The organism is Thiothrix litoralis (assembly GCF_017901135.1).
GTDB lineage: Bacteria > Pseudomonadota > Gammaproteobacteria > Thiotrichales > Thiotrichaceae > Thiothrix > Thiothrix litoralis.
Genome location: NZ_CP072801.1, coordinates 2147647 through 2166370 on the forward strand (window position 1 = coordinate 2147647; position 18724 = coordinate 2166370).

Here is an 18724-nt window from a genome sequence, read left to right on the forward strand (position 1 = left end):
AATCAAGTTCATTAAAAATAAAAATAATCCTAGCTATCCAAGCCCATTAGGTACTCAATAAATAGAGGTTATTTTAACCTCAACGTAATGCTCAATATGGTCATCCAGCAAGGGAATAATACCGTCAGGCTGATTCACACCATCCAATGTCACCCTACTGTCATTATCTTCAGCGTTTAATAGCGAAATCACAATGTGGTAAAGCGTTTCCCGATAACGATACAGCATTTTGAATCCCGCCCAGTCTGGCGGTAAACACGGCTCAAAGCGTAAGCTATCGCCTTCGCGCCGCAATCCCAGCAACGATTCGGTGATCAGCCGGTACATCCAGCTTGCCGAACCGGTGTACCACGTCCAACCACCACGCCCGGTATGCGGTGCAATGCCATACACATCCGCCGCTACCACGTATGGCTCGACCTTGTAGGTGGCGATGCCATCTGCGGATGTCCCATGGTTCACAGGATTGATCATGCCCAGCAATTCCCACGCACGTTCGCTGTCGCCTAAACGGGCAAACGCCATCGCAGCCCAAATCGCGGCATGGGTGTATTGCCCACCGTTTTCGCGCACCCCCGGCACATAGCCCCGAATATAACCGGGGTTCAAGTCAGACGTATTGAACGGCGGGTCTAACAATTGCACCAGCGCATGATCGCGGCGCACCAGATGGGTATTCAGCGATTGCATGGCCTGTAAGCTGCGTTCCGGCGAACCGATCCCGGAGAGTACCGACCAACTTTGTGCAATCGAATCAATCTGGCATTCCGGGTTAGTGCTGGAACCCAACGGCGTGCCGTCATCGAAGTAAGCGCGGCGATACCATTCGCCATCCCAGCCGTGACGCTCAAGATTCTGGTGCAATTGGTAACGTTCCTGCTGGCAACGTTCAGCGAAAGGAATGTCATTGTGCAGCCGTGCCAGTTCGGCAAATTGCCCCAGCACTTCGCACAGGAAAAAGCCCAGCCAGATGCTTTCGCCCTTGCCCTCGATGCCGACCAGATTCATGCCATCGTTCCAGTCGCCCGACCCCATCAGCGGCAAACCGTGTTCACCCAAGCGCAAGCCGTGCAAAATGGCGCGGACACAGTGCTGGTACAGGCTGGCAACTTCAGCAGAATGCCCCGGCAAGTCGTAGTACGAATCTTCCCCGGCATTCACCGCCCGCCCGCTGAGGAAACCGCGTGGCTCATCCAGCACTGCCCTGTCGCCCGTAGTCAGGATGTAACGGCACGTCACCAGCGGCAACCACAAATAATCATCGGAACACTGGGTGCGCACGCCCCGGTCGGATGGCGGATGCCACCAATGCTGCACATCGCCTTCCGCAAACTGATGCCCCGCACACAGCAGCAAATGCTCACGAACTTTATCCGGTTCGGCATGAACCAGCGCCATCACATCCTGCAACTGATCGCGGAAACCGAATGCGCCACCGGATTGGTAATAACCGCTGCGCCCCCACAAACGGCAACCCAGCGTCTGGTACAACAGCCAGCCGTTGGCCAGCATGTTCACCGCCGCATCGGGCGTTTCCACCTGCACCGTGCTCAAGGTTTTTACCCAATAATCCTGCACCTGTTTGAGGGCATTGCGGGTGGCCTCTACCCCACGGAAACGTTGCACCAAGGCTTGAGCATCGTGCATATCACGCCCCGCGCCGAGCTTGAAGACAATTTCCCGCTCGTGTCCCGCTGCCAGTTCAAACGACACCTGAATAGCCGCGCAAGGGTCAAGTGCTGCGCCGACTTTGCCGGACAGGTAAGCCCGTTGCAGTGCCGCCGGGTGACGCAGCGTGCCATTGCGCCCGATGAATTCGGCACGGTCGCCCGTGAAGGTGTGATTCCTATCATCCACGGCGAAAAACGCTACCCGTTCCGCAAATTCCATGCTGTAAGGGTTGCGGGCGAATAATGCGCCGATAGGGGCGGTACATTCGGTAATGATATGCGGGGCTGATTTCGGGGTTAAATCGCCCAGCACCCATTCCACGTAACCCGTCGCCGAAAGCTGGCGGGTGCGGCCTGAGGCGTTGCGCACCTTCAATACCGAGAATTTGACCGAGGCATCCAGCGCTACAAACACCGTGAGTTCCGAATAAATGCCGTTTTCGTTGTGTTCAAACACGCTGTAGCCAAAACCGTGGCGGCTGATATACGCCCCCGCTCCCGGACACGGTAACGCGGTGGGCGACCAGAACTCGCCGCTGTCTTCATCACGCAAATACAGGGCTTCGCCGCTTAAATCGCTCACCGGGTCGTTATGCCACGGGGTCAGGCGGTATTCGTGGGCATTTTCGCGCCATGTATACGCCTGTCCGCTCTCGGAAATCACCGTGCCAAAGTGAGGATTAGCCAGCACATTCACCCACGGCGCGGGTGTCGTCTGGTCGGCGGCGGGGGTCATCACGTATTCGCGCCCATCAGCGGTGAAGCCGCCCAAGCCGTTGAACAGGATCAGGTCGTCACGCGGCAACAAACTGCCCACAGCTTGCGGGTCATGGAAAGGATAACGGCTGGGTTTGAAAGGCGGCACGCGCACCTCCGTCAAGCTCCAGCGATTCACTTGATCCGTCAGCGAACCTTTGCTGTCACTGAGAATGGCGCGGGCAACGGATTGGATCAGGATGCGGTCTTCGCTGGAAATCTGGTCAGCATGGCGTACAAAAATACCACCGGGGCGGTCGATCACGTGCGCTTCCACACCCCACGCAATCAGCCCCATGATTTGTTCTTGCAGCACCTGACGGTAGCCTTCGCGGTCTTCGTTCCAGATCACCAGATCGACCGTTAAGCCTTTCAAGCGCCAGTACGCATGGGCTTTGACCAACTGGCGTACCAGCTCGATATTGTCCAGATCCTTGATTTGCAACAGCACAATCGGCAAGTCGCCGGAAATGGCGTGCGCCCACAGGCCGGATTGCCCCCGGTGATTGCTGATCAAGGTGCTGGCATCCGCCCGCAGCAAGGCGTGAGAATAAATCACTAAATTGGCCAAGCGTGCATAGAGTTGCGCTTCCGCTTCGCTGGCATTGAGCTGGCGTAATACCACTTGGCTGTGCGTCCACGCCAGATCGAATACGCGGTTAGCGAGGCGGCGGTCACGGTATTTTTCCACCAGTTGCAAGCTAGCTTCACGGGTAGCGGCAATGCCGATGACCATATCGAGCGTGACCGAGGCTTCGGGTTCGAGGGTAATGCGGTGGCGGATGGCGACGATGGGGTCAAGCACTGCGCCCACGCTGCCGGACAGATGATCGACGGCGGTCATGGCGTGCGGGGCAACGAGGGTTTTGCCCCGCCCAATGAATTGCGCCCGGTCGGTTTCATAGGAAATGCCGCTGGAATCGCCTTCATGTACCGCCATTAAATGGAATAGCCACGGGCTGTGTTCATCGAGGGCGCGCGGGCGACGGGTACACAGAATGGCTTGCAACGGGTCAACGATTTCGGTTTGCACAAACAGCTTGCTGAACGCCGGGTGCAAGGTGTCAGAAGCCGCTGAAGCCAACACAACTTCGGCGTAACTGGTGACTTCAATGGTACGGCGTAGCGGTGAGTCATTGGTGATACGCACCCGGCGCAATTCAATGTCGTCTTCCGGCGACACCACAATGTCGAGGTGCGTATCGAAATCGTGGTCACGGCGACGGAATTCCGCACGACCTTCCGAGAAAATCGCTTCGTAATGCTCTGCCGGAACCAGTGTGGGTTGATGTGCGGTTGACCAGAATGCGCCACTCGCTACGTCACGGATGTAACAGAACGTGCCCCAATGATCGCGGGTAGTGTCTTCGTGCCAGCGCGTGACAGCCAAATCTTTGCAACGGCTGTAACCGCCACCGGCATTGGTCACCATGACGTGATAATGCCCGTTGGAAAGCAACTGCACTTCCGGGAGCAACGTATTCGGGTTATTGAGGACGCGGATAGGGATTTGCGGTTCGCTGGAAGCCAGCAGAATTTCGGAAACTTCCGCCGCTTGCGTATAGAAGGCGGTGGCTTTGGGAATGCGTTCTTGCAGCAACAACAGCGTCGCCTGAAACGGCGGATTCGCCGCAAAACGGCGTTGCATCGGCCGATCCAGCAGCAAATAAGCCAGTGCCAACAAACTCATGCCTTGATGGTGCGCCATGAACGACTGGATCACGACCCGCTCTTCCCCGCGCCGTTGCCGGGAGGGGGTGTAATCGACCGCCTCGTAAAAGCCAAATTTGCCCACCATGCCATCAGCCGCGAGGCGTTGCAGGTTTTGGCAGGCCGCTTCGGGGTCAACCATCAGCGCCATCGCCGAGGCATACGGAGCAATCACCAAATCTTCCGCCAGCCCGCGTTTCAACCCCAAACCGGGTACACCGAACGCTCGGTATTGGTAATTGAGATGCACATCGACGATGTTATAGCCGGATTCCGACGTACCCCACGGCACGCCGCGCTGCTTGCCATACGCAATCTGGCGTTGCACCACTGCATGGTAGGTCTGGTCAATCAGGGTATTGGCATAGGTTGGCATCACCAGCAAGGGCATCAGGTATTCAAACATCGAGCCGCTCCACGACAGCAGCGTTGGCTCGCCATCGGTGGTAATCAGCAGCCGCCCTAAGGCAAACCAGCTTTCTTGCGGCACTTGTTGCTGTGCAATCGTCACGAAACTGCACAGCCGCGCTTCCGAGGCCAGCAAGTCGTAATAACTCGCGTCGCGGTGGCGTTCCGTCACGTTGTAGCCAATAGCAAACAAGCGGCGCGGCTTGTCGTAAAGGAAATCGTATTGCATACACGCCAGAGCACTGGCCTGTAACGCCAATTGTTCCAGCGCCGCGATGCGCTCCTGCGCCTGCTGACGGCTGGCCGGAATCAGCAACAATTCCCGCAAGGTCGGAATGCCCGCAAAGTCATCACCCACCCCATCCGGCACCAGCAGGCGCAAATCATCCAGATGCGCCCGACACTGCCAAGCCAAAGCAAGCGCCCATTCGCTGGTATCGCCTACCGCAAGGTCGCTGAGGTGTTCCAAGCAGCGCTTGACCGCTGTGAGTGTGGTTGGGCGCGTGCTAGCCGCCGCTTCCAACGCCGTGCGCAGCGGAATCAAGGGTGGTGGCGTCAGATCAGACGTATTATCCAGCAAAACCCCGACCGTATCTTGCAAGCCTTCCAGCCAACGCACCGCCAGAATCGGTTGATCCGGCAAAGCCAGCAACCCCGGTTGCAAGGTCAGCAAATGACCACCCAGATTGCCGCTATCCACCGTGGACACGTACATCGGCAACAAGGGTTGCAGCGATTGCGTGTCATACCAGTTGTAAAAATGCCCGTGGTAACGCTCCAGACGCTCCATTGTGCGTAACGTATTCGCAGTGCGCTCAATCAGCCCACCCAGCGGCAAGTAACCAAAATCGTAAGCCGCCAAATTCGCCAACAACGCCATGCCCATATTGGTCGGCGAAGTACGGTGCGCCACGCCCACCTCACGGTACACCTGATAGTTATCCGGCGGCAGCCAGTTATCTTGCACCCCGACCAAATGCTCAAAGTAAGCCCACGTCTTGCGGGCAGTCTTCCGCAAAAACACGGTCTGGTCTGGTGTAAGCTTGCTGGTACGCCGAGCCAGTGGTTCACTCACCCACCAAAGGATGGCAGGCGCTAACCACCACGCCAGCAGGATAGGCGCTGCCACCAGCAAGGCTTCCGGGCGGGTCAGTACCAAATACAAGCCAGCGGTCACGGCAATGAATGGCGCAATCCACATGGTGCGGTAAGTATCCACCAGCTTGGTGCTGTCGCGGTTGGCTTCGCTCGACGGGTTCCATTCCAGCAGCCGTTGCTTGGAAACTCCCATCCGCCACAGCGTGCGTAGAATCGCATCCAGACTGAAATAGGCTTCGTATGGCAAGCAAATCAGCGTCAGTGCTGCTTGGGAAAAATGCCCTTCCGCCGCCCGCATTTCAGCCGCAAGGTGTTGGCTCAGTAGCAGATCCGTCGGTTTGCGCACCAGACTCAACAAGGACGCACTCACCGAGGGAATCAGCAAAATCGCCAGCACTGCCAGCGTCCAGAAACCCGCGTCTGGCAACACTGTCCAGCCCAGCAGCAACAACAGCGTCAAGGCCGCCGCCGTAAGACTGCGCCGCAGGTTGTCGAATACTTTCCAGCGTGACAGCCACGACAACGGGTTTTTGTGGCGCTTTTGCCCCAAGCCCGACACGGTGGGTAATAACCAGCCCAGTAACTGCCAGTCACCGCGAATCCAGCGATGCCGACGGTTCACATCGGCACTGTAACGGTTGGGATATTCTTCATACAACAACACATCACTGAGCAGCCCTGATCGCGCATAACAGCCTTCCAGTAGGTCGTGGCTGAGAATGCGGTTTTCCGGCAGCCGTTCGCCCAAGGCTTGCTCGAACGCATCCACGTCGTAGATGCCTTTACCGATGAACGAGCCTTCGTTAAACACATCCTGATACACATCAGAAACGGCGCGGGTGTAAGGGTCGATGCCAGAATCGCCGCCATACAAACGGGCATAATGCGACAGGTTCGGAGCGGAAAGGCTCACGCTGACGCAGGGTTGCAAGATGCCGTAACCTTGCGTCACCCGTTGTTTGGCAGGGTCGTAAACCGCGTGGTTGAGCGGATGCGCCAGCGTGCCGACGAATTGGCGAGCAGCGTCACGCGGAAGCTGGGTATCGGTGTCGAGGGTAATCACGTACTTGACCCCAGCGAGCGGCGTGATGTCCCCCACGATCAGCGCGAAAGCGTCTTTTGCACCGCCGCGTAGCAGCGCATTCAAATCCGCCAGTTTGCCGCGTTTACGTTCGTAGCCCATCCACACTTGAGCGTGTGGATTCCAGCGGCGCGGGCGGTGAAACAGGAAGAAAGTGTCACCCGATTCGCCCGGATATTTGGCATTCAGATGGTCGATGCCCGTTTGGGCTAGCTGCAACAGCGCCGCATCGCCTGCCAGCACTTCTTCCGGCGCGTCCAGAAAATCGGTCAACAGCCCAAAATGCAGGTGGGCATCCCGATTGGCGAGGAAGCGGACTTCCAACGTCTCCATCATGCTTTCAATGCTGGCAGCGTTACTCAGCATAGTGGGCACAACCACCAAGGTGCGCGACGGCAGCGGAATACCCTCGGAAAAGTCCATGCGCGGTAAGGCATACGGGGTAGTCAGCAAGGTTGCCAGCCAGTTCACCAGCGCCACCGACAGGTAGCTTGTAGCTAGCGCCGACAAGATACCCAGCAGCACGAGATGCCAACCCTGTACACCCTCGGCATGGGCTTGCAGCAATAAACCGCCGGTAAACAGCAGCGTCAGCAGCGCAATACCGCCCACAAAGGAGAGCAGAGGTAAGCAGCAAACCACCCGTTGCAGTTTCGCGAGTAAGGGTAGCCGTGTTTGTGCGGCTTGTTCGAGCTGGGGTAAGCCCGCGTCGATCAGGTAAAAGCCAACGTGTGCGGTACGATCAGTTTCGCCATGACTTGCTGCGGCGGCGTGCGCCAATTGCACGGCTAATTGCGCGACTTCGCCTTCGGAATAATCGGTGTATTTGGCAATTTTTTCCACTACGTGGCGGTAGCGGTCGCGGGTGGCAAAATCCATGGCGCGGTAAGCACTGCCGGGGTCGTTGCACAGGGTTTGCTCGACCACGCTCATGGTTTCGACGAATGCCTGCCAATCCATCGAGCCAAGAAAGCGCAGGCTGCCGATGCTGTTGCCGATCGACACTTGATCAGCGGCTTGTTGCTGGCTTTCGATCTGCACCAGTTGCTCAATGGTCAGGTGTGATTCTGCCAGCAATTGCTCGATCCAGCTCAATGGCAAGCCCAACGCGGCACTCTGCCATTGCAGGCGGCGCACCAATTCCGCCACAAACGGGGTGGTCATCGGCGGGTTGGAACGCGCCATATCCGCAATGACAATAATCAGGCTTTTGGGGTCTTGTTCCGCTGCCTCAACCATGCGATTTGCCCACGTATCGGCCAGATCCTGGTCAATTTTGTCAGCCGTAATCCGTGCGGCAATGCGCCGCAGGTTTTCGATCAGTGCCAAGCGTAACATGATGGGGATTGCCCACAACTCCCCCAGCTTGAGGGGTGTGACGCTCTGGTAAGCCGTGACGAAACGGCTGAGGCTGTCAGGGTCAACGCGCCCATCGCCGTGTGCAATGTTTTCCAGCGCAATGTCATACACACGCGGCAATCCGCTGGATACGCCGTCCGACAAACGCGGCAGTTCGCGGCTGTAACCTTGCGGCAAATGGCGTTTGGCGGTGCGGATTTGCTCATCTATCAAATAGAAATTGTCCAGCAACCATTCACCCGCCGGGGTGAGCCTGCGGTTGGCACTGACCGTGGCGGTTAACACGCGGGAACATTCCACCAGCACGGCTTCGTTGTCAGAGAGGCGGTCAAGAAGTTGATCCTGCACCGATTGTTGGGTGAGGTGGTGCGTGTCTGCCAAGGTTCTGCCGTGGCGTTCCATCTGGTCGGCGCTGAAGAGTTCGGCACGTAACGGTTGGGTTTCTTTGGTGTGATCCCGCACTGCATTGACACGGAAAGATTGCGCCCCCCAGACACGGATACTGCTTAACAGGGTTTTAGGCTTGGCTTTCATGCGGGATCTCTTGCTTGGTGGGTTTGGTCAAAGACGATTTTCATGATCATCAATAGCGGTACAGCCATGAAAATACCGGCCATGCCCCATAACCATCCCAAGAACAGGATAAACAGAAAAATCAGGATGGGGTCGATGGTAAACAGCTTGCCCACGAACAAGGGCAATACAAACTCTTCCAGCAGGTTCAGCAGCACCAAGGCTAGGGGTGGCAGTAATATCTGGCCAAAATGATTGAATGTCAGCAAGGAAACCAGCGTGATGATCACGAGGTTAATGGCCGCTCCAACATAGGGGATGTAATTGAGGACGGTGGCGGAGGCTCCCCAAACAATCGGGTTAGGCATACCCAATGCCCACATGGCAAGGGCTACCAGTACGCCAAGGCCGATATTGATGGCAGTAATCAGCAACAGGTAGTGACCAACCTGCTGTTGGGCTGCCTGAACAATGCGGATGACCGTTGCACTGGATTCCTTGCTGCCCCAATACTGGTTGGCGCTGTTGATGGTTGAATCACCAAAGGCCAACAGGAAGTACAGCAACATCACAAAAGAGACGACCGACACCAAAAAGGATTGGGTATTGTCCAGCAGCATGAACAACATATTTGGCCCACGTATCACGACTTCACGTACCGGGGCATTATTCCCGGCAGCCGCTATTTCCCCGAATTTATCCGTCGTCTCGCGCATATTGGCAATAGAGCTTTTGAATATGAGCAATTTATCTTCAATATGTGTCAGTTCAGCAGGTAAACGCTCTACCCAAACACCAACAGGGTCGACAAGATAATTGGATGCCGTGACCATCAAGGTGGAGAACAATAGCAATATCAGAAAACTGCCAATCGTGCTGGGAATACGCATTTTTCTCAGGTAATTGACCGCAGGAGCCAATAAGAATGAGACAATGATTGCCAGTACAATCGGAATAAAAATGGATTTGGCAAGGTAGAGAACCACCCCCATGCTGATGATGAAAATACCCCATACGGGAACTTTCAATGTATTGGCCGAATTGCCTTCCATAGTATTTATCCAATGTTCAAACATGCTTTAATAACTGCACCCCCAACCCCAACAAACTGGGGGATAATTGACCTTTATTAAGCTTTCCGAATAAAACGCCCACCAGAAGTGATACCCCGAGTGATTCAAGGGGATGCTTTTTGATAAAATCAAAATAGTCAGTATTGGCAGATGCGGTGCGTAATTGTTGTTTGGCTTCTGCTACTGTTGGCGATTTATATACCTCGTGAACCATATCATTACTCCTGCTACTAGCAAGCAAACCGTTCCCATGATAAATAAAGCGCCTGCTGGCGATAAATAAAGGCTTAGCACTTGATAGCTGGCAGTCATAAAAAGCCCTGCTGCCACGATGATAAATAAGGTGGCAATCATCAGGTATAAAATCTGGCTGGTGGTCTGCAATACTTTGCTTTGTAGCAAACGTCCTTCAGCTTCAGCCAAATCAAATAGACTAATAACAACGTCAGTCAGGGCTTTCACGGTTTTATTTGCCTTGCCCTAAAACCTTAAAAAGGGCATAACCAACGCCGAAGGCAATCAACATACTGGCAACCGGGTTTTTACGGACATGCTCACTTACATCATGCAAGCCAGCATTACCAGCTTCGTACACGTCATGCAGCTTTTGTTCGGCTTGATCCTGATAATGCTCGGCTTTGCTTTCGATATTTTCAACCAAGGTGTCGGCGGTTTTTTCGGACTTGCTTTTCAGGGACTGTAACAGGTCATTTACTTGGGTGCGTAGTGCGTCAAATTCCTCTCGGAAGTCAATTTCCGTCGCTGTTATTTTGTGGTGTGGCATGGTTTATTCTCCTTATAGAAAATTATCAGAATCCTGATTGCCAGGGGTTATAAGCGTCTGCCTTGAATAACACGCACCAGAATAACCACGATGGCGATAACCAATAGAATATGAATGAGTCCACCCATGGTGTATGAGGTCACAAACCCCAACAGCCAAAGGACAATTAAAATGATTGCAATCGTTTCGAGCATACGAATTCTCACTTCGCCAGACATTTGGCAAATACCGAATTAAGATATAATGTCGCTTAACATAAAATAATTTACGCGCCAATACTCAATAATCTAAAGCTTTCAATGGCTTAATAGGGTTTGTATTAAGCGGCACTACGTGTACTAAATTAACATATTAAGAAGGGCTATCTCCATTAAGCGCTATATTTTCTGTTATAGCAAGTTATATCACTGGAAATACCTCATGCATGACAGGGGTAATGTCGATTCACAATTCAGTGTATTTCTTCGCTGATCCTTTGGACAAAGCTACTGGATACTTCGCCCGGTTTTTCAGCATTTTCTCGCGGATGGCGGCTTCCAGATCAATACCAAGGTCAGTACACAGATAGGTGAGGTATACCGCCACATCGGCCACTTCATCGCGCAGACGCGGCATGACGCTTTCCAGCGCTTCGCCTTGCCGGTCTTCCCACTGGAACAGCTCCAGCACTTCGCCCGCCTCCAAGGAAAGCGAAATGGCAAGGTTGCGTGGGGTGTGAAATTGCTGCCAGTCGCGTTCGGCGCGGAACTGCATGAGTTCGTCCACAAGGTCTTTCGGTAACATGGTGATATCCTATTGAAGCACAATCCGTATTATAATCCGCGAATGTGAACCTGACAGAATAAAAAAGGATAGTCATTGTGTTGAAATTTCTTCCCGGCATCCTGCTGTTACAGGCAGTGACCGTTGCACTGGTGCTGATGGCTCCCACCGACCTAGAAAATTGGGGCTGGTTGCGGCTGCTGATTCCGGTCGTGATCGTGGGCGTGCTCACCGCCTTCTGGCTGGGCGCAGCCGTGGCGCACAAGCATAAGGATGACATCAGCCGTTTACAGGAATGCCACGCTAAAGAGCGTGAATCCCTGCGGGTGAATGCTGAACGTGCCAAAACCAGAGTGATGAAACAGGCGCATCAGGAAACCATGCAGGAGGTACGCCGTACCTCCACGGAAGCCAATATCAAGGTGGGCATGGCATTTGCGGGCGCGGCGGGCATTGGTGGTTTACTGTTGCTGACCCAGTTCATCACACTGGGTTTATTGATGCTGACCACCGCAGGCGGCGCATTGGGTGGTTACGTTATGCGCATTCGTCAGGAAAAGGCCAAAGCCAACAACCTGCCCACGCCATCCGCACCATCCAGCAAGCCACGCCTGATTAATGCTTCACCGCCCGCTAAATAGCACCACCCCCCATTGTTTGGGGTCGGTCAGTGCCTGTTTATCTTGCGCCATCCACGCGATCTTGCCGTCGCGTGTACCGCCATCGTCGTCGTCGTTGACTTCGACATTGACGCTTACCCGATCTTTGATAGCGGGTTTCATGCCCAACGCCTGCCAAGGAATCCACGCTTCCAGCACATAGCCATCGTACAGCTCACGCGTATCAAAGCGGATGCTGCGCAAGGCAGCAGCGGACAAGGGTGCGGAGTCTTTCGCCAACACCACCTGATCACGGTCACAGGCAAAAATCAGGTGGAAATCCTTGCGTCCATCCAGTTTGGCATCGCGACTGTTGTCGGTATCAATCAGGAATCCCACGGAATCATCCTCCTCAGGATCTTCCGAATCCCACACCCGCTTGCTGTCGTAGACCCGCACCGTCAGGAACAGGGAATCATCATCCCAGCGGCCTTGCCATTTACCAAACAGGTTACGCTTGTCCCACGCGTTGCCTTCCAGCAGCAAATCCAGCGTAATGGGATTTTCGATGAAGAATACCCGCTCTGGATCAAAGGCCGGACGCCACACAATGACCGGATCATCTGGGTTACGCGGTGCTGTTGCTAGCGGATTTTGTGCTGGTTTTGGCGGGGTTGACGTTGGCGCAGACGCAGGATGTTGAGCGATAAAATCCAGCACAGCGGCATACTTGGGTGCTTGCTCACGCGGCTGGCGAATGTATTCCTTCAAACCCCAGCAACCGTACCACTGGCAGATTCGCGGGGCAGAAAATAACATCATCAGCTTACCACCCGCTTTGCCCCAACCATTCAGGAATTCGGTGTACAGCTCGCCCATGCGTGGGTCACGATTGGCAGCGAAAAACAACGGGTTGGGGTGCTGATCAGGTTTGCGGGTTGCCCAGTCCACTAGCCCCTGCCCGCCTTCGTAGCCGAGCAAATCCACCCCAAACTTGGCGGCCAGTTCGGCGTGTTTCTGCACTTTTTCCAACACTTCTGGTAAGGAGCGGTAGGAATCTTCTGCCGTAGTCAGCTCAAAAACATCATCCACCGTGGTGGTTTCGCGGTAGCCTTTGATATTGCCACCAAAATACGGCGCAATCGCCAGCGCATCCACTTGCTTATAGGTATCGTCGTAACTCAGTATTTTTTCGGCAAAATCTGGGCGCGTATCCCAGCCGCCCAGCACCCGCACGAAGCGTTCCCGCCCGCCGAACACCTGTTCCCATGCGGCGAAAATTTCACGGGCGCGGATGGTGTAATACTCGTAACCAACATCAGCAGCATTCAAGCCCAGCGCCATTTCGATGCCTTTTTTCTGGGTGTATTCACCGTGGTTGAAATTGGTGTTCCAAATTTCGTTGGAATATTCGAGGTAGATTTTCAGTTCCGGGTCGAGGTGGTCACGCACGTAGGCTGCGTATTCGCGCACGTAATCGTCATCAGCAGCGTGGGGAATGTTGAACCACGCATCCTTATGCAAGCGGTTGGCGAGATCAACCATGACTTCCAGTGGAGTGCCGCGTGCACCATACGTGCCGCCCCAAGTGGCTTCGTCTAGACTCGGGCGATCTTGCCAGTGCGCTTCCGGGTTACGGGTAATCCCCGACATCGGCATGAAACGAATAGCGCCGAAGTCTTTCATGAAATCCAGATAGTCCGGGTTGAAAACAATGCTGCTGTAATGGTCTACGAACGATAAATACATGCCTGTTTTACCAGAACACGCGCTGGCATCGGCGACGCGCTGGAACGGGTTATTCTGGCAAATGCCGCCGGGCGGCAGGATGCGGATATTGCGCAGGTAATCATCCGGGTTGCTGCGGGCAATAATCAGGCTGGCATCCAACCGTTCATTGGTTCCGGCATCCAGCGTGATGGTGTCGCGCCCCGGTTGGTGGTTAACCAGCACTGCATCGTTGCCGTAGCGAATCTCGCCATCACCGTCGTACAGCACGGTGTATTCACCAGCGGGGATGGTATCCGGCGGCAATTCGCCGAGGAAACGGGTTCCCACTTCGCCGCCATTGAGGTTGTTCGGCCAACCGTTGGCGTCGTAGGTGACGTTTTCAGCCTTCAAGCGCAGGATGTTTTCCTGAAACGGGTTGGCAGAACGGAACAGGTCAATGAAGGGAATACTGGCATCGTTATAGCTGATTTCATTGGTATTGATGCCGAGGAGGGGCTCCTGCTTGATCACAGGAGACTCCACCTTCCCGATGGGCGGCGAGGGAGTCGGCGCAACAGGCTCAGGTTTGCGCCATTCGTGGTAGAGATACAGGCCGAGTTGCAGCAGGAACAGCAACAGGGCGAGGATGAGTAGGATCTTAAGGGGTTTTCTTAGCATCCGGGGAGTTTAGGTTATTTTTCGGTATTGGCTAGGGCTTTCCGAACCGGTGCAAAACTTCGCCGATGGATGGGTGTTGCGCCAAACGCCCGCAACGCTGCCAAATGCACCGCCGTCCCATACCCTTTATGCTTGGCAAACCCATATTCCGGGTACACCGCATCCAGCGCCACCAGTTCCGCATCCCGCGCTACTTTGGCGATGATCGACGCAGCACTGATTTCCGCAACCGTCGCATCGCCGCCAATAATCGCTTCCATGTTATAAGCCAGCTTCGGACAATGGTTGCCGTCAATCTTCACCAGATCGGGTTGGATATGCAGCCCTTCCAATGCGCGTTGCATTGCCAGAAAGGTGGCTTGCAGGATGTTGATGCTGTCGATTTCTTCCACTTCCGCTCGCCCCAAACTCCATGCCAGTGCTTTCTCACGGATTTCCACCGCCAGTTTCTCGCGGCGTTTTTCGGTCAGCTTTTTGGAATCGTTCAAACCCGCAATCGGGCGAGCCGGATCAAGAATCACCGCCGCCGCCACCACCGCGCCCGCCAATGGCCCGCGCCCGACTTCATCAACACCTGCAATCAGCATTACGCTTTCCTCAGCACAAACACCGAGGCAGGCGGAATATTGAAAAACACCGTGCTCACCCGCTGCACTTTAAAGCCCTCGCGCTGCAAGCGGTCAAACAAACGAATTTGCTTAATAAACGGCGTATAGCTCATTTGCACAATGGTTGAGCCACTATTGAGGGCATCACGAAATTGCTCCACCAGCTTTTCGGAATAGAACATACCCGTCACTGGCATACAGGACACCATCACGCAATTGGCTAAACCTTCCCCGCTTTCATCAATCGGCAAGGTGAAAAAGTCCTTCGCCAACAAGGGGGTATCTGCCCCGAAACGTTCGTGGAACTGGCGCACAAACGCCGGGTGTTTTTCCACAAAGGCAAACGGTACAGGGGCTTGCATGAAATATTGCGCCACCACCCCGCTGCCTGTGCCAATAAAAATACCACGGGCATACTGGGAAAAATAACGCGCCGCGACGTCAAACATTTTCGCCCCGAACTTATCGCTGGAACTGATAACGGAGCCGGTGTGTTTGAGTTTGGTTAGGTAGACCATGTGTTGCTGTCTCTAGAATTTCGTGGTCGAAAAATGAGTAAGAATAGCATTAGCGGCGCTGTCACTAGCCGTTTTTCGCAATTGTTGGTGCAAAGCCTGAAAACGTTGCAGGGTATACTGCTGACGTTCGGCTGAAAGGGTAAACAGGTTTTCCAATGCTACCACCAAATGGGCGGGGGTCACCTGTTCTTGAAGCAGTTCCGGCACGAGTTCCTCGCCCGCTAGATTATTGGGTAAAGTCACAAAGCGCACTTTCAACAATTTGAAGGTGCGGATCAGCCAAGCAGTCAACGGCGCAACCCGATAGGCGGCCACCATCAAACGACCTGCCAGCATTCCCTCCAACACTGCTGTGCCAGAAGCCAGCAGGATGTAATCGGCTGCTTGCATCAAGGTGCGTGATTGGCCATCCAGCACCGTCAGGCGTAAACCGGGCGCTGTCTGTTGGCGGATAGCTTCCAATTCCTGCCGCAAACGCGGGCTGGCAGCGGGGGTTACGCACTGTAGATCAGGGTATTTTTGTTGCAATTGCAAGGCAGCCTGCCAGAAATCAGCCGCAAGCCGCCGCACTTCACCGCTACGACTACCGGGCAAAATGGCAAGGATGCGTTTATCCAACGGCAGGCCAAGCTGTTGCCGCGCAGTTCCACGACTGGCATCGAAGTCCACCTCATCCGCCAGTGGATGCCCGACAAACTCGGCGGTAATACCATGTTCGTGGTAAAAATCCACTTCAAACGGAAACAGCGTCAGCATCAGGTCGATATTAACGCGCATTTTGCGCACCCGTTTCGCTCGCCATGCCCATACCGAAGGGCTGACGTAATGCACAGTAGGAATGCCGATGGCGTGTAATTTGGCAGCAAGGGGGAGGTTAAAATCGGGCGCATCCACACCAATGAACAGGTCGGGTGGGTTATCCCGCCAACGCTCAAACAACTGCTTGCGGATGGAGAGCAACTCAGGCAAATGCACCAGCACTTCGACCAGCCCCATGACCGAGAGCTTTTCCAGCGGGAACAGGCTATGGCAACCGGCGGCTTGCATTTCAACCCCGGCGATGCCTTCAAACTGAAGTGCCGGGCAACGCTGACGTAACGCCAAGATCAGACGTGCTGCCAGCAGATCTCCCGATGCTTCCCCGGCGATGATAGCAATACGCTTCATGCCTTAACGAATCAGCCCCCGCTGACTATTATGGCAAAAATCCAGTAGCAGGCGGATTTCGGCAAACTCGCCATAATCCACGTCGATTTTGGCCAAGGCTTCCTGTGTGGTCAGGTTGTGGCGGTAGAGGATGCGGTGTGCTTCTTTAATGCGGTGAATTGCTTCGGTACTAAAACCACGTCGTTTCAAACCTTCCAGATTAATGCTGCGCGGTTCGGCGGGCGCACCCGTTGCCATCGTATACGGCGGCACATCTTTGGAAATCGCTGAACCCATGCCGGTAAAGGCGTGGTCGCCAAGCGTGCAAAACTGGTGCACCAAGGTGAAACCACCCAGAATCACCCAGTCGCGAATTTCAACATGCCCCGCCAAGGTGGCATTGTTGGCAAAAATGGTGTTGTTACCGATGATGCAGTCGTGTGCGATGTGGACGTAGGCCATGATCCAGTTATCATTACCAAGCACGGTTTTACCCTTGTCCTGCACTGTGCCCCGATTCAGGGTGCAGCATTCGCGGATAACATTGCGGTCGCCGATGATCAGCTCGGTGGGTTCACCGTTGAATTTTTTATCCTGCGGGGCGGCACCGACGGAAGCAAACGGGTAAATCTGGTTTTCTACGCCAATGCGGGTTGGCCCATCCACCACCACGTGCGAGCCGATACGGGTATCACGCCCGATGCTGACATCCGCACCGATGATGCTGTATGCGCCCACTTCCACCCCATCCGCCAGTTGCGCGGATGGATGCACGATCGCCGTGGGGTGGATCAGACCACTCAAGCTGGCGTCTCTTTTTTCGCGGCACACATGAGTTCAGCCGATACAGCCAGCTTGCCATCAACCCGTGCTTCGGCGCTGAAAACCCACATAATGCCTTTGCGCTTGATCAATTCTACTTTCATCACCAACTGGTCACCCGGTACAACGGCTTGCTTGAAACGCGCCTTATCGACTGCCACCAAGAGGTACAGCGTATCGGTTTGCGGCTCTTCACCCATGGTGCGGAAGCCCAATAAGCCCGTGGCTTGTGCCAAGGCTTCAATGATCAACACGCCCGGCATGATAGGCTGATGCGGGAAATGCCCGTTGACCCACGGCTCGTTCACCGTGACATTTTTAATCGCTGTCAGTGACTTGCCCACTTCGTATTCCAACACTCGGTCTACCAACAAAAACGGGTAACGGTGTGGCAGGTAATTTCTAATTTGTTCAACGTTCATCGTGCCCATAGCGGTTCAATCACTCCCTTTATTGTGTAAAGCCGCAAGCTGTTTTTCCAACTCCTGCAAGCGGCGGGCTAACTTGTCCAACTGGTTAAAACGCACAGCGTTCTTACGCCAGAGCGCATTTTCCTCTATTGTCGTACCAGAAGAATATACCCCTGGTTTGGTAATAGAGTGCGAAACCATGCTCGTCCCCGTCACCACGACATTATCGGTGATACTCAGATGCCCGGCAATTGCACACATGCCTGCAATCTGGCAGTGCTTGCCAATTTGCACACTGCCTGCCACCGCCGTACAGGCTGCTATCGCCGTATGGTCACCAATCTGGGTGTTATGCCCGATCTGGATCAGGTTATCCAGTTTCACGCCATGACCAATCAGGGTTGAACCCATCGCGGCACGGTCAATGGTGGTATTCGCGCCAATTTCAACGTCATCACCCACCACCACGTTACCGACTTGCGGAATCTTGAACCAGGTTTTCTGATCCGGGGCAAACCCGAAACCATCAGCGCCCAGCACCGCACCGGAGTGGATGATACAGCGCTTACCGATTTCAGTATCCGCGTACAAGGTCACATTGGCGTGCAACCAGCTATTTTCCCCGATGCGGCAACCCCGCCCAATCACACAACCCGCCTCAATCACCACGCCATCCGCCAGACTGACGTTTTCCTCTATCACGGCTGAGGGGTGAATCGCCACCGCAGGGCGCGGCACAGGGTGCAACAAGGTCACAGCCTTGGCATAAACGAGGTAAGGGTTAGGGTGCACCAGACAATCACCCGCATAAGTTTGCGCCATATCAGGTGGCAGAATCAGGGCGCTAGCGGTGGAAGATTGCAGGTAATGGCGGTACTTGGCGTCACGGATATAGCTAATATCACCCGTCCCCGCCTTTTCGATGGAAGCAACGGCTCGTAAGCGTAGTGCAGCATTGCCTTGCAGACGAGAACCCGTGTAATCCGCCAGTTCCTGTAGCGTACAACCTGAGGGCATCG

15 protein-coding genes are annotated in these 18724 nt (G+C 54.7%); 1 reads left to right on the forward strand and 14 read right to left on the reverse strand.

Annotated features, from left to right (window positions below; all coding sequences use genetic code 11):
- Positions 1–54 precede the first annotated feature (54 nt).
- From J9253_RS10395 to J9253_RS10425, 7 genes are all read right to left on the reverse strand, one after another.
- Entirely contained in the window at positions 55–8616 is an 8562-nt protein-coding gene (locus tag J9253_RS10395; RefSeq protein WP_210220957.1) for a GH36-type glycosyl hydrolase domain-containing protein, read from the reverse strand.
- The gene (locus tag J9253_RS10400; protein ID WP_210220958.1) at positions 8613–9647 is read right to left on the reverse strand and encodes an AI-2E family transporter; all 1035 of its coding nucleotides are present in this window, start codon (positions 9645–9647) and stop codon (positions 8613–8615) included. Before J9253_RS10400 ends, J9253_RS10395 begins: the two co-directional genes overlap by 4 nt.
- Before the next feature lie 16 nt (positions 9648–9663).
- Positions 9664–9882 (reverse strand): hypothetical protein, encoded by a 219-nt coding sequence (locus J9253_RS10405; RefSeq protein WP_210220959.1) that lies wholly within the window; start codon positions 9880–9882, stop codon positions 9664–9666.
- Positions 9849–10130, reverse strand: a complete 282-nt coding sequence (locus tag J9253_RS10410; protein ID WP_210220960.1) for a hypothetical protein — start codon at positions 10128–10130, stop codon at positions 9849–9851. The genes J9253_RS10405 and J9253_RS10410 overlap by 34 nt, the downstream gene beginning before the upstream one ends.
- Positions 10131–10134: 4 nt before the next feature.
- Positions 10135–10452: a DUF883 family protein gene (locus J9253_RS10415; RefSeq protein WP_210220961.1), complete on the reverse strand. Its 318-nt coding sequence runs from the start codon at positions 10450–10452 to the stop codon at positions 10135–10137.
- A 47-nt stretch (positions 10453–10499) separates the two neighbouring features.
- Positions 10500–10670 (reverse strand): lmo0937 family membrane protein, encoded by a 171-nt coding sequence (locus J9253_RS21330; RefSeq protein ID WP_407701768.1) that lies wholly within the window; start codon positions 10668–10670, stop codon positions 10500–10502.
- A 226-nt stretch (positions 10671–10896) separates the two neighbouring features.
- Complete coding sequence (locus tag J9253_RS10425) at positions 10897–11235, reverse strand: nucleotide pyrophosphohydrolase (RefSeq protein WP_210220963.1); 339 nt, start codon at positions 11233–11235, stop codon at positions 10897–10899.
- A gap of 77 nt (positions 11236–11312) precedes the next feature.
- Between J9253_RS10425 and J9253_RS10430 the strand changes: the two genes are divergently transcribed.
- Entirely contained in the window at positions 11313–11855 is a 543-nt protein-coding gene (locus tag J9253_RS10430) for a hypothetical protein (protein ID WP_210220964.1), read from the forward strand.
- Here the strand turns inward: J9253_RS10430 and J9253_RS10435 are convergent.
- The 7 genes from J9253_RS10435 to lpxD are packed head-to-tail and all read right to left on the reverse strand — an operon-like array spanning position 11838 to position 18722.
- A complete protein-coding gene (locus J9253_RS10435; protein ID WP_210220965.1) occupies positions 11838–14201 on the reverse strand; it encodes a sugar-binding protein in 2364 nt (787 codons plus the stop codon). The two genes, J9253_RS10430 and J9253_RS10435, sit on opposite strands and share 18 nt — an antisense overlap.
- A 14-nt stretch (positions 14202–14215) precedes the next feature.
- A complete protein-coding gene (gene rnhB / locus J9253_RS10440; RefSeq protein ID WP_028488137.1) occupies positions 14216–14788 on the reverse strand; it encodes a ribonuclease HII in 573 nt (190 codons plus the stop codon).
- Positions 14788–15327 carry a hypothetical protein gene (locus J9253_RS10445; protein WP_028488136.1) on the reverse strand — a complete coding sequence of 180 codons (540 nt, stop codon included), beginning with the start codon at positions 15325–15327 and terminating at the stop codon, positions 14788–14790. The genes rnhB and J9253_RS10445 overlap by 1 nt, the downstream gene beginning before the upstream one ends.
- 12 nt (positions 15328–15339) lie before the next feature.
- Positions 15340–16494 (reverse strand): lipid-A-disaccharide synthase, encoded by a 1155-nt coding sequence (gene lpxB / locus J9253_RS10450; RefSeq protein ID WP_210220966.1) that lies wholly within the window; start codon positions 16492–16494, stop codon positions 15340–15342.
- A 3-nt stretch (positions 16495–16497) separates the two neighbouring features.
- On the reverse strand, positions 16498–17268 hold the full coding sequence (lpxA, locus tag J9253_RS10455) for an acyl-ACP--UDP-N-acetylglucosamine O-acyltransferase (RefSeq protein WP_210224593.1): 771 nt from the start codon (positions 17266–17268) through the stop codon (positions 16498–16500).
- A gap of 5 nt (positions 17269–17273) precedes the next feature.
- On the reverse strand, positions 17274–17726 hold the full coding sequence (gene fabZ / locus J9253_RS10460; RefSeq protein ID WP_210220967.1) for a 3-hydroxyacyl-ACP dehydratase FabZ: 453 nt from the start codon (positions 17724–17726) through the stop codon (positions 17274–17276).
- 6 nt (positions 17727–17732) lie between these two features.
- Positions 17733–18722: a UDP-3-O-(3-hydroxymyristoyl)glucosamine N-acyltransferase gene (gene lpxD, locus J9253_RS10465; RefSeq protein WP_210220968.1), complete on the reverse strand. Its 990-nt coding sequence runs from the start codon at positions 18720–18722 to the stop codon at positions 17733–17735.
- Positions 18723–18724: the final 2 nt, after the last annotated feature.

Coding starts and splice junctions, on each gene's coding strand:
- J9253_RS10395 (WP_210220957.1), bottom strand. CDS start 8,616: ATGAAAGCCAAGCCTAAAACCCTGTTAAGCAGTATCCGTGTCTGGGGG.
- J9253_RS10400 (WP_210220958.1), bottom strand. CDS start 9,647: ATGGAAGGCAATTCGGCCAATACATTGAAAGTTCCCGTATGGGGTATT.
- J9253_RS10405 (WP_210220959.1), bottom strand. CDS start 9,882: ATGGTTCACGAGGTATATAAATCGCCAACAGTAGCAGAAGCCAAACAA.
- J9253_RS10415 (WP_210220961.1), bottom strand. CDS start 10,452: ATGCCACACCACAAAATAACAGCGACGGAAATTGACTTCCGAGAGGAA.
- J9253_RS21330 (WP_407701768.1), bottom strand. CDS start 10,670: ATGTCTGGCGAAGTGAGAATTCGTATGCTCGAAACGATTGCAATCATT.
- J9253_RS10425 (WP_210220963.1), bottom strand. CDS start 11,235: ATGTTACCGAAAGACCTTGTGGACGAACTCATGCAGTTCCGCGCCGAA.
- J9253_RS10435 (WP_210220965.1), bottom strand. CDS start 14,201: ATGCTAAGAAAACCCCTTAAGATCCTACTCATCCTCGCCCTGTTGCTG.
- rnhB (WP_028488137.1), bottom strand. CDS start 14,788: ATGCTGATTGCAGGTGTTGATGAAGTCGGGCGCGGGCCATTGGCGGGC.
- J9253_RS10445 (WP_028488136.1), bottom strand. CDS start 15,327: ATGGTCTACCTAACCAAACTCAAACACACCGGCTCCGTTATCAGTTCC.
- lpxB (WP_210220966.1), bottom strand. CDS start 16,494: ATGAAGCGTATTGCTATCATCGCCGGGGAAGCATCGGGAGATCTGCTG.
- fabZ (WP_210220967.1), bottom strand. CDS start 17,726: ATGGGCACGATGAACGTTGAACAAATTAGAAATTACCTGCCACACCGT.
- lpxD (WP_210220968.1), bottom strand. CDS start 18,722: ATGCCCTCAGGTTGTACGCTACAGGAACTGGCGGATTACACGGGTTCT.